Below are 12,363 nucleotides of genomic sequence, written 5' to 3' on the forward strand. Positions count from 1 at the left end.
AATCTGAACAAATAATAAACGTTTGTCTCTTAAGGATTAGAGCAACATGAAAAATAAAAATATAGCCTGCTGGTTATTATTTGCCAGTAGTTCAAGTGTTTTTGCGATGCAGCCTTTAGACGACCAAAGTCTTTCAGCAACGACGGGTCAAAATGGTTTAACGCTAGGCATTCAGGCCGATAAAGTTAAATTTAATCAAGTCGCCTTGATTGATACCAATGGTATTGCGTCTACGTCTTACAACAGCAAAGCTGGTCTCGTCATTGCGGGGAACTCTACTAATCCTGTTCCAAGTATAGAATTTATTAAAGCAGCTGTATCGACCAATCCGTCTTTCAATATTGCTATAGATACCGATGCAGGTGCAGGTAAGCCTTTTGTGAACTTGGCTGTCACAATGGGAAGTGACGTCAATGGTATTCGGCTTACACCATTTTCAGTTTATTTAGCGCCTAATACATCAGTTTCTAGTCCTTCGGATTATGCGGTGACTAGTTATGCACCCAAATCAATTTTTAGCTCGGGAACCACGGTAAATACAGGAGTGAAAGAACTTATTCGCTCTACCGGAAATTTGGATATTAACTTTGTACAGACCAATAAGCCCCGTTTAAACATTCAATTGGGTCATGCTGCCCAGTCTGTCATGGTCAAATTTGGTGGAGCTATTCAATCGATTTGTTCTGCTGCATCTGGTTGTCCAATTACTTTAGTGTCTGATAATACCGGTGCGAATTTTGGATTTAAATTTGCGGGAACAAATTCATCTACAGGATTTGTTCTTGATGGGTTTTATGCTGGAGTTGACCCAACAGGGCTAACTTTTGGCAATACAGGTGTCTCTAGTAAATTTGATGCGTCGCTTAACAATATAACTTTAGGAAATGCGGGAATACAAAGTCCAACAACCTTTAATAATTTACCTAATGGGTCTATGGGGAGTTTTGGAGTCACGGGTGCTTCGGTAACCGACTTTAAAATGAAAGTAAGCGGGTTTTAAAAATAATCACTGAACCTGAAATACAAAAAAGAGGGTGATTGTCTAAACAACCGCCCTCTTTTATAAATTTTAAGTAATTAGTTATGTGATGAACTGGTTTGTTCTAACTTTTGAACAATTTCATCTAAAGCTTTAATACGTTTAACTTGGTCCCACAGTTCTTTGGCTTGAGGGTAGGCTTTGGTCATCATACCTAGCCATTGCTTATAACGACCAACCATACCAATTTCTGTTTTTGCTTGACCATTTAAAAACCGAATTTGTAAGTCAACCAGTTGCTCCCAACTAAATAATGCCTCATCCATATTATTACGAATGCATTGTGTTAAATCTGGAGTCGTCACAGCACCACGGCCAATCATTAAATCTTCACAACCAGATTGTTGTTGGCAGGCTTTAGCATCGGCATTTGTCCAAATTTCTCCGTTAGCAATCACATTAATTTTTAAAGCTTCTTTAATCGGTAGAATTTTTTCCCAATAAGCTGGTGGCGTATAGCCATCTGCTTTCGTTCGCGCATGTACTGTTAACCAGCTTGCGCCAGCATCTTCGACCGCATGGGCATTTTCCATGGTGTGGTTTTCATCGAGATAACCCAAACGCATTTTTGCTGATACAGGAATATGCGCTGGTACAGCATCACGGACTGCTTTAATGAGCATATGTACCACGTCTGGTTCATCAAGAAGTACCGAACCACCTCTATGACGATTAACTGTTTTGGCTGGACAACCAAAATTAAGGTCGATCGCTGGAGCACCTAGTTCAACCACTTTTGCTGCATTTGCAGCCAGCATATCTGGGTTGTTCCCTAAGAACTGAATATGCACAGGTGTTCCAGCAGCTGTTTTACCATCATTTTTAAGTTCAGGGCAAAAGCTATAGTAAATGTGGTCTGGCAAAATACTGTCTGTAACGCGAATAAACTCGGTTACACACCAGTCGAAGTGACCAACAGATGTGAGTGTATCCCGCATGATCGGGTCAGTTAAACCTTCCATTGGAGCGAGTATGAGTTTCACAGTCTGCGTCACCTGAGCAAAACAAAAACAGCGTTATACGGGATATGTATAACGCTGTCTAGTAGTGCTGAAATTTTAATTGTTTTATCGGCCCAATATCATCTCAAGCACAAATTTACTGCCAATAAAGCCGATCGCTAAAAGGGCAAAACCAATTAGGGTAAAACGAATCGCTTTTTGACCACGCCATCCGAGTTTGTAATGGCCAATGAGTAATGAGCCATAAATAATCCATGAAATAATACTAAATACGGTTTTATGAGCGAGATGCTGAGCAAAGAAACTATCAACAGTTAAGAAACCAAACGCCAGAGCAATGGTTAATAAAATAAAACCGGTAATGATTAAGTCAAATAACAAGGACTCCATGGCCTGAATGGGCGGGAGTAAATTGACCCAGAAGCGTTTTTTTTGTTTCTTTTTGAGTTCACGGTTTTGGAACCATATCAAGATTGCATGTATGGTTGCCATGAGTAGAACCGCATAGGCCGAAAGTGAAAGAATAATATGCGTATCTAAGCCTAATGAGTGCTGCTCAATAAACTGATTTGGTTTACTAAATGCAAAACCTAAAATAAGACCAATAGCCGCTACAGGAATGCCTAATAAGTTTAAAGGTACAATCGGACGAAAAGTACTAAAAATTAAACTTAACAACAACATAAGCCATGATGTAAAAGAGACTAAATTAAAAACATCATAGTTAATTCCTAAAGGCGTGAGCATTGCATGGCATAAAACTGTGCCGTGCAGTAGCAGTGCCAAGGTCGTAACAAGAGCAAATAACCATGGGTTTGGTTCACGTTTTGACATTAAACGTATGAACAGATACCAGAAAGAAGTGGTATATGCGATGAGTGCCAAAATTGTGTAAACCAAGGGGAGGCTAATCATGTCAAACCTTTTTCAGGATTAATTCATCTAGATAAGATATAAATTCGCTGCGAACTAAAGTATCCTATAGCATTCTATGCATAAATTTTCTATTTCGAGAAAGATTTTTTTGCAACTAGCCATTTTAAGCGGATTTTGCAATGTTTGATACCTTAACAGAACGACTCACGCAGAGTTTAAGAAATGTTACTGGCTCAGGGCAGCTGACCGAAGACAATATTAAAGATACCTTACGTGAAGTACGTATGGCTCTTCTTGAAGCCGATGTCGCGTTACCTGTAACTCGTGAATTTATCGCGAAAGTTAAGGAAGAGGCATTGGGCCAAGAAGTGATGACCCAGTTATCTCCAGGCCAGGCATTTGTAAAAATTGTCTATGACGAACTCACCAAGATGATGGGTGAGGCAAATGAAACACTGGATTTAAGTGCTAAGCCTCCAGTGGTTGTATTGCTTGCTGGTTTACAAGGTGCAGGTAAAACTACAACTGCTGCCAAGCTGGCACGTTTCTTAAAAGAACGTCAAAAGAAAAAAGTAATGACCGTTTCTGCCGACGTTTATCGTCCGGCAGCAATTAAACAGTTAGAAACTGTGTCAACAGAAGTTGGCGCAGGCTTTATTCCTTCAGATCCTTCTGAAAAGCCTATTGATATCGTTAACCGTGCAATTGAGCAGGCAAAAATCCAGTTTGCCGATGTGTTAATTGTCGATACAGCAGGTCGTTTACATGTCGATGAAGACATGATGGACGAAATTAAAGAATTGCATGCAGCAGTTAAGCCGACTGAAACTCTGTTCGTGGTTGATGCTATGACAGGTCAGGATGCTGCAAATACTGCTAAAGCATTTAACGATGCTTTGGCACTTACGGGCGTGATTCTTACTAAAACTGATGGTGATGCACGTGGTGGTGCAGCGCTTTCTGTTCGTGCTATTACTGGTAAGCCAATCAAGTTCTTGGGTATGGGCGAAAAGCTTGATGCCTTAGAGCCATTCCATCCGGATCGTGTTGCTCAACGTATTTTAGGTATGGGTGACGTACTTTCTTTAGTCGAAGAAGTTGAACGTAAAATCGACAAAGAAAAAGCCGAAAAAATGGCGAAAAAATTGCAAAAAGGTGGTAGCTTCAACTTTGAAGATATGCTGATGCAATTTGAGCAAATGAAAAAAATGGGCGGCATGATGGGCTTCTTAGACAAGTTGCCTGGCATGAGCGGTGCAGGAATCCAGCAAGCGATTGAGCAAGCGAATCCTGAAAAACAAGTCAAAAAAATGGAAGCAATTATCCAGTCAATGACTGTTAAAGAACGCCGTAACCCAGACCTGATGAACCCAAGTCGTAAAAAACGTATTGCGGCAGGTTGTGGTATGGATGTTGCTGAAGTGAATAAGCTCATTAAGCAACAAGCGCAAATGGCTAAAATGATGAAGAAGTTTGCGAATCCATCTGGTATGAGCAAAATGATGCGTTCATTAGGCAATATGCAAAAACAATTTGGCGGTGGCGGCGGTATGGGGCCACTGTTTGGTAACAACGACCAAAAGAAATAAAACCATAAAATAAAAGGCGCCTAGAGCGCCTTTTATTTTGCTGCACATTTTAATCTTTAGGATAATAGGCAATATATTGTTGTAGCCCTTTAAGCAAAAGATCTTTTTCAACAGTTGGCTGGTACTTCTGTAGAAATTTAGCAAAAAGAGGAGCATCTCCACCTGTGAGGAGCAGCTTTTTAGGAGATTGCTGCATGATGCTTTCAATTGTACTAATAAGGCCTAACAAAATGCCGTGATGCACTGCATCGACTGTGTTATTGCCCGGGTTTAGATTATCAAAAGCCGAATCTGGAATTTTAATACCTTTGGTATTTTGAATCAGTGCGTCACGTTGCAAATACAAATTAGGTAGAATATAACCGCCTAAATGCTGTTTGCCCTTGGTTAAATCAATCGTGAGCGCTGTTCCGCAACCAATAATACAATAGTTTTCTTGTTCCTCAGCAACAGCAAGTACTTGTAACCAGCGGTCAATCCCGAGCTGACTCGGGACTTCATAGCCACATTGTAAACCTGCATATTCCGAATGGACTTTGGCAAAAACAACAGGAATTTCAAGCCATTTTAAAATCTGCTGAATACGCTGGTTGTTTTCAGTATCGAGTACTGAAGAAATTCCAATGCGATGCAGACCTTGATGCTTAAAGTGTTGGATTAATCCAAGTAATAAATCGGCAGGGGACTGCAAATGTAACTCAGCTGCATGTTCAATAATTTGCTGATTTTCAGTAATCCAGTATTTTAAACGTGTGTTTCCGATATCAAGCCATAAACTTTTCATGGGGAAAATACCTGATTACTGAGTTGATTGTGGTCTTAAACGACCTTGATAAAACTGCTGTGGTTCTGGAGTTTCAAGAATGACTGCACCCTCATTAGAGATTCCAACGAAACGGCCATATACTAGTCCTTGGCTGTGTTCGAATTGAACTAACTGATTAATCCATGCTGCATGATGGTTAAAACGACCTGCCAAGTTGTAGCAACCATGATCAAACCAGCGAGCTGCATTTTGAATTGCCACATAGAGTTCTGAAATTAACTCAAGACGACTATTTTGTTCTAAGCCTAAATCTTCTAGAGACGTGATCGGTTGATCACTATCAGTGACTGGAGGTGTTTTTAAATTAATCCCTACGCCTACAATAGCCTGATGCTGAGAAAGTGGTTCGACCAAAATTCCACCCCATTTCCCATGCACACTGTACAAATCATTTGGCCATTTCACTTGTAAGCTCAAAGCTTGCAACTGCGGGATTTGCAAAATATTTAGAGCAACTTCAAGTGCTAAGCGACCATCTAAGGGTGTTCGAGTTTGCACCAATGTGCTTAAATAAATGTTTCCTTCAGGTGAAATCCACTGCCGTTGATGTTGACCTCGCCCTTGAGTTTGTTGAGCACTGCAAACCAAGCCTGTTGTAATGCCTTTTTGGGCAATTTCACGAATATCATCATTGGTCGAAGTTGTGGTTGCTTTTAATAAAACCACTTCTGGAAGCTGGTTTTTTGCGCTTAAAAGTTGTTGTAGTTGGCGAGTCTCTAAATCCATGTTGAATATGAGCAGAGTGGTAAAACATTTATGGAGTTAATCATATATTTACTCATTGGCGCAATTGCTGGTTTTACTGCCGGATTGTTTGGAGTTGGCGGTGGACTAATTATTGTACCAATTCTCTATGTCGTTTTTACCCAGTTGCACTATGACCCGGCAGTAATCATGCATATTGCAGTCGGAACCTCCTTAGCAACCATTATTGTGACGTCTTTTAGTTCTGTTTCTGCCCATCATAAAAAAGGTGCAGTTCTTTGGCCTGTTTTTCGTAATCTAGCACCCGGTCTTGTGCTGGGCTCATTTTTAGGCGCAGGCATTGCCGATCTTTTATCTGGTCAGCATTTACAGCTTCTGATTGGTGTGTTTGCAGTTGTGATGGCCTATCGTATGTTTAAAGGCGCAAATGTGGTTGTTGACCCAACACGTCAGCTTCCTTCAACACCTATGCAGTTTATGGCAGGTGGTGGTATTGGTATTGCCTCTGCAATTTTTGGTATTGGAGGCGGTAGCTTAACTGTTCCATATTTAAACCGTCATGGTGTAGTCATGCAAAAAGCAGTCGCGACTTCTGCCGCTTGTGGTTTACCTATTGCTGTAGCGGGTGCAATTGGCTTTATGTGGTTTGGTGCTAAAGAGCACATTTCTGTACCTAATACGATTGGGTATGTGCACATCTATGCTTTTATTGGTATTAGTGTCATGAGTTTTGTGACCGCTAAACTTGGGGCCAAGGTTGCACACGCATTGTCACCACAAATGCTAAAAAAATGCTTTGCTTGTTTGTTAGTCGTGGTAGGCAGTTATTTTATTTATAAAGGTTTTATGAATTAAAAACGTTTTATTAAAAAATATAGAAAAGCAAGCTTAGACTCTCACAGTTTAAGCTTTTTTTTATTTAAAGATTTAAACAGACTAAAGCTGAGTTTTTCATCCGATTTCTGTATGGATTTTGGGCGGGTTGGCTTAAAATGCAATAAAATTGTCAGACAATGACATAGTTTTTAATGGATGGGATCAGTTAAAAACAAGGATGCGAAAGAAAAGCATGGATTAATGCATATAAAAAGTAGCGGGTGATTTATGAATCTCGAAGAGACAGAGAGTCTTTCTGAGCAAATTGTCAAATATATTAGCGAACAGATTATTAGCGGCGAATTGGTCGAAGGTGAACGCATACAAGAGCTTCGTATTGCGAAAGAGCTCGATGTAAGCAGGGGGTCAGTTCGTGAAGCATTATTATTACTCGAACGTACGCATTTAATTGAAATTTTTCCGCGTCGGGGCGCAATTGTCTCAGAAATGTCTGCACAACAAGTGAAAGCACTGTTTGATACAAACGTGATGCTATTAGGACATATTGTACAACGCATCAGTGAAACATGGCGTGCGCACGAAGCTGATCAATTACAGCTCTTATTAGAACAACTTCTTGAGCATGTAAAAGCAGGCGATATCGAAAAATTCTACGATGCCATTTTCCAATATCTGGCTGAACAGCAAGATATGGTGGGTAATCCTTACCTAATGAAATTTTATAAAGAATTATTACCTTCTTTACGTCGTAGTTATTTTTTGACCCTAAATACCTCTAAAAGAGAACTGCAAGAAGCGTTTGCATTATTTAAACTCGTGACTGATGCAATTTTGATCCGAAAATCACAACAAGCCGCTTTATTTATGGAAGATTTTTGTCGACACTTACGTAACCTTGTGTTGGAATCGCTGACACGAATGAAACAGATTGAATTGGCTTGGGCAAGACGCTCACGCCGCTAGTTAGGGCATTATGCGTTTAAGCAGTTTAAAACTTTCCGGCTTTAAATCTTTTGCAGATAGTACAACTTTAAATTTTAAGGCGAACCGCACAGCAGTGGTTGGTCCAAATGGTTGTGGCAAATCAAATGTAATTGATGCCATTCGTTGGGTGATGGGTGAGTCAAATGCTCGTCAGCTACGTGGTGGTAGCATGCAAGATGTTATTTTTACAGGAACCTCCAAGCGTAAGCCAGTGGGTGTGGCGAGTGTTGAGCTACGTTTTGACAATACCTATGGCAAATTGGGCGGGTCATATAATGCCTATAATGAGCTAGCGGTTCGCCGTCAGGTCACCCGTGAAGGTAAGTCCGAATATTTCTTAAATGGCACACGTTGCCGCCGTCGTGATATCACCGATATTTTCTTAGGAACAGGGTTAGGGCCGCGTTCTTATGCAGTGATTGAACAAGGCATGATTAACCGTCTGGTTGATGCCAAACCTGAAGAAATGCGCATCTTTATTGAAGAGGCAGCAGGTGTTTCACGCTATCAAGCTCGTCGACGCGAAACCTTGCAACATCTTGAACATACTGAGCAAAACCTTTCACGTTTAGAAGATATTGCCCTTGAGTTAAAATCGCAGCTTAAGACGCTTAAACGTCAATCCGAAGCAGCGGTTCAATATAAAACTCTGGAAAGTCAGATTCGTACCCTAAAAATTGAAATTTTGTCTTTTCAGGCAGATAAAAGCGTACGCTTACAAGAAGAATATACAGTTCAAATGAATGAACTGGGCGAAACTTTTAAATTGGTTCGCTCAGAGTTAAGTACGATTGAACATGATTTAGAAGCAACCAGTGCTTTATTTCAGAGACTTATTCAGCAATCTTCACCACTACAACAAGAGTGGCAACAAGCTGAGAAAAAACTATCTGAACTGAAAATGACTCTGGAACAAAAACAGAGTTTATACCAGCAAAATAGTATGACTCTCGTTCAGTTAGAACAGCAAAAATTCCAAACTAAAGAACGTTTACAACTTTCTGAATTGCAACTTGAAACACTGAATAATCAGTTAGATGAACAAACTGAATCATTAACTGGAATTGAGCATACAGCAACGGAAGCTGAACAAAACTTTGCTGATTTACAATCTCAGCAAAAACAAGCACAGCAACAGTTTGAACAAATAAAAGCTCAGGTTGAAAAACAACAGCAGCAAAAAATGCAAATGTCTGCTCAAATTGAGCAGTTAGGTAAAAATGTTCAACGGATTGAACAGCAAAAAGAAACGTTGCAACATCAAGCAAGTCAGATTCAATCGCATGTTCATGAAGATGAGCAGGGCGAATTTGAGCAACTACAGCAGCAATTACGTCTTGAAATTTCGACGTTAGAGACTGAAATTGAGCAGTATGTGCAACAGATTGAACAGTCTCAACAAGCACATCAGACAACCAAAAATCAGCAACAAACACTAAAAACAGAAATACAGGTTTTATTATCTGAGCAGAAAAACTTAAGCCAACTTGTTGCTAAACAAAGTCCAAAGCAAAACCAAGATACGCTACGTTTAATGCAGGCTCTAGAGTTAACGGAGCAGGGCAAGCCACATGCACAAATTATTGAAAAGTTTTTAGCAAAATGGTTGCAGGCACATATTGTTGAAACCGAACAAGTCTTTCAGGAAGGAATTGCTCGCCAGTTAAAACCGTCAGAACAAACAAGCAAATTTAAAGGAAATTTGGCCTGTTTAAATGACTGGATTGCGTCACCACAGCTTTCAATATTTTCAAATGTAGCGATTGCGCAAAATTTATCTGATGCTTTAAATGAGCAAAAGCAACTACAACATGGCCAGTCTATCTTGACCTTGGATGGTTATCATGTTGGGCAGGATTGGGTCATTGCTCTTATGTATGATGACGAAAGTCAAAGTGCACAAGGTATGCTCAGTCATCGTATTCGTCTAGATGAAATTGAACAAGTTCTTCAAAAGCAGCAACCTGAACTACAAGCATTAGATCAAATTACAGTTCAGCAAAAAGAAAAACTTGCACAGGTCCAAGCTGACTTACAGCAGAAACAACAGGTTATTAAACAAAAACAAAAAGACTTGCAGCAGCTAGACGTGCAAATTGCTAAACAGCAAACTGCGGCACAAGCATTTTTACTGCAAAAACAGCAATTGAAAGATCAGTTAGCTCAGTTAGACATGCAGCTTGAAGAAGATGCAATGCAAAAAGACGATCTTGAAATTGATTTGCATGCGCTTGCGATGAAGCTAGAAACTATTTTACCTGACTATAAAACTTTGCAATTTCGGGTAGAAGAATTAACAGAGCAGCTTGAAGAACAGCAACAAGTCTTGCAACAGCAGCAGCAAGAACGCGAGATTTTACGTCGGAACAGTACGCAGACAACTCAACAAATCGAGCTGCTTGAAAAAGATATTTCGTTCTTGCAGAGTCAATATCAACAAATTGCAGCTCAAATGGAACAGGCGAAAAAGTTTGTTGACCCTATTCAGTTAGAGCTACCAAACCTTGAGTCGGAATTTCAACAACAATTTGCTCAAACCGAGAAGTTGCAAAAGACGTGGAATGAATGGCAGCTTGAGCTTAATAGTGTGCAAGAGAAGCAACAAACACTCACAGACCAACGCCATCAATACCAACAGCAAGATGAAAAACTCAGAGAGCAGCTTGAAGCCAAACGTTTAGCATGGCAAGCAGCTAAATCAGACCGCGAGCACTATCAAGAGCAGCTAAAAGAGCTAAATGCTGAGCTTCAAACGGGCTTGAAAATAGATTTAACTGAGCACCAGCAAAAACTGGAAAAGGTACAAAAGCAGTTTGAAAAAATCGGTGCGGTTAACTTGGCAGCCTCACAAGAGTTTGAAGAAGTTTCTCAGCGTTTTGATGAGTTGAGCCACCAAATTCAAGACTTGGAAAATACGGTAACTCAGTTAAAAGATGCGATGAAGAGCATTGACCAAGAAACCCGTAAGTTGTTTATGTCGACTTTTGATCAGATTAATCAAGAGTTACAAAATCTATTTCCAAAAGTTTTTAATGGTGGTGAAGCCAGTTTAAGTCTGGAAGATGATTGGCAATCTGGGGTTAAGCTCATGGCAAGGCCACCGGGTAAGAAAAACAGTTCTCTAGCATTACTTTCCGGTGGAGAAAAAGCGTTAACAGCGTTAGCATTAGTATTTGCTATTTTCAGGTTAAATCCAGCACCGTTTTGTGTACTCGATGAAGTGGACGCTCCACTCGACGATGCGAATGTACAGAGATATTGTAATTTGGTAAAAGAGCTTTCTGAACATGTACAATTCATTTACATTACACATAATAAGCTGGCGATGACCATGGCAACTGACTTGTTGGGTGTAACCATGCCTGAACCGGGTACATCAAAATTAGTCACTGTCAATTTAGAACAGGCAAAAGAATACGGGTTAGTTTCGGAGTCATAGAATGGAAATCAATACGATTATTGGCATCGTTGTTGCCATTATTATCATGCTAATTGGCTTAAGAATGATTTTAAAAAAGCCGAACCATGCTGAACCCTCGCTAGACAGTGATTTACATATTAATCCTGAAAGTAATCAACCAGTTATCCCTCGTCATGTGCGAGATCAACTTGAACAGCCAGAAGTTGCTGTTACGTCAGCAGCCGTTGCTGAACGCGTGGAACCAACTTTAAGCGAGCAGGAACAGCCAAAAGAAAAGGAAACAAAAGAAGTAGAACAGGCTTCCCAAGCTCAAATAGTCCAGACACAAGTACCCGTTGAAAATACGCCAGTAGAAGTAGAAGTTAAAGCTGAAGAAAATACTGTTAGCCCAACTGTAAGTGAAAATAGTTCAGTTGAGTTAGTTGATACCGTTTCTACTGAACCAGAAGTTGTTAGCTCATCAGAACAAAAAGTTGCAGAAGAGCAACCGAAAACTGAGCCAGAATTAAGTTTAAACCCAAATATTGAAACGGCTGAAATTGCCGAGTTTGAAGGTGAAAGTAATATTCTGGATGTACATCTACATGAGCAACAACGTTTTGACGACGAAAGTGCGTTGGCAATGGCTGAACAGATTATTGCATTAAATGTTTATCCAAATCCGCGCCGTGCATTATCGGGCGATAAAGCACTGAAAGTACTTTTAAAATATGGTTTACGTTACGGTGAAATGTCTTGTTTCCATCGTTATGAAAATACAGATGAACCAAGTGCACTCATGTTCTCTGTACTTCGTATGACTGATAATGGTCCTGCTGGTTTCGATTTAGAAACTTTATCTGCTGAACAAGTTCAAGGCTTGGCATTTTTCCTTGCACTTCCAAACAGTAAAGCCGTGACAGGCTTTGACATGATGACCAGTATTGCAGGCCTGATTGCTCGTGAAATTGATGGCAAGGTGTATGATGAAAATAACCTTGAGTTTACGCCACAGTTAAAAGAACATTGGCGCCATCATGTGATTGATTATCGTCCAGCACAGGCAACAGCCTAGTTTAAATTTTTGGTATAGGTTGCGATAATTGCAAAATATCTAGTCGCAGCTCAGGGTGGAGAAATTTCCA

General features: G+C 40.2%; 10 protein-coding genes. 6 read left to right on the forward strand and 4 right to left on the reverse strand.

Annotated elements, in window-relative coordinates:
• Positions 1-46 precede the first annotated feature (46 nt).
• Entirely contained in the window at positions 47-1,000 is a 954-nt protein-coding gene (locus J582_RS11015; protein ID WP_031982382.1) for a DUF6160 family protein, read from the forward strand.
• Positions 1,001-1,077: 77 nt separating this feature from the next.
• On the opposite strand, the gene J582_RS11020 is transcribed toward J582_RS11015, so the two are convergent.
• Positions 1,078-2,022, reverse strand: coding sequence for a tRNA dihydrouridine synthase (locus tag J582_RS11020; RefSeq protein WP_032047865.1), 945 nt, complete (start codon positions 2,020-2,022; stop codon positions 1,078-1,080).
• Between the two features lie 84 nt (positions 2,023-2,106).
• Entirely contained in the window at positions 2,107-2,916 is an 810-nt protein-coding gene (locus J582_RS11025; RefSeq protein ID WP_000624644.1) for a cytochrome C assembly family protein, read from the reverse strand.
• Between the two features lie 140 nt (positions 2,917-3,056).
• Here J582_RS11025 and ffh point away from each other — a divergent pair, with 140 nt between their 5' ends.
• A complete protein-coding gene (ffh, locus tag J582_RS11030; protein ID WP_022575887.1) occupies positions 3,057-4,466 on the forward strand; it encodes a signal recognition particle protein in 1,410 nt (469 codons plus the stop codon).
• A gap of 49 nt (positions 4,467-4,515) precedes the next feature.
• On the opposite strand, the gene J582_RS11035 is transcribed toward ffh, so the two are convergent.
• Positions 4,516-5,250, reverse strand: coding sequence for a pantothenate kinase (locus J582_RS11035; RefSeq protein ID WP_032047866.1), 735 nt, complete (start codon positions 5,248-5,250; stop codon positions 4,516-4,518).
• Between the two features lie 15 nt (positions 5,251-5,265).
• The gene (locus J582_RS11040; protein WP_032047867.1) at positions 5,266-6,018 is read right to left on the reverse strand and encodes a biotin--[acetyl-CoA-carboxylase] ligase; all 753 of its coding nucleotides are present in this window, start codon (positions 6,016-6,018) and stop codon (positions 5,266-5,268) included.
• Positions 6,019-6,048: 30 nt separating this feature from the next.
• Between J582_RS11040 and J582_RS11045 the strand changes: the two genes are divergently transcribed.
• The 4 genes from J582_RS11045 (at position 6,049) to J582_RS11060 (ending at position 12,293) form a co-directional block, all read left to right on the forward strand.
• Positions 6,049-6,852, forward strand: a complete 804-nt coding sequence (locus J582_RS11045) for a sulfite exporter TauE/SafE family protein (RefSeq protein ID WP_004710335.1) — start codon at positions 6,049-6,051, stop codon at positions 6,850-6,852.
• A gap of 249 nt (positions 6,853-7,101) precedes the next feature.
• Positions 7,102-7,797 (forward strand): GntR family transcriptional regulator, encoded by a 696-nt coding sequence (locus J582_RS11050; RefSeq protein WP_022575884.1) that lies wholly within the window; start codon positions 7,102-7,104, stop codon positions 7,795-7,797.
• A 10-nt stretch (positions 7,798-7,807) separates the two neighbouring features.
• Complete coding sequence (smc, locus tag J582_RS11055; RefSeq protein ID WP_032047868.1) at positions 7,808-11,257, forward strand: chromosome segregation protein SMC; 3,450 nt, start codon at positions 7,808-7,810, stop codon at positions 11,255-11,257.
• 1 nt (position 11,258) lies between these two features.
• Entirely contained in the window at positions 11,259-12,293 is a 1,035-nt protein-coding gene (locus J582_RS11060) for a cell division protein ZipA C-terminal FtsZ-binding domain-containing protein (protein ID WP_032047869.1), read from the forward strand.
• Positions 12,294-12,363: the final 70 nt, after the last annotated feature.

The sequence above is a fragment of the Acinetobacter sp. 1566109 genome (genome assembly GCF_000582255.1).
Lineage (GTDB): Bacteria > Pseudomonadota > Gammaproteobacteria > Pseudomonadales > Moraxellaceae > Acinetobacter > Acinetobacter nosocomialis.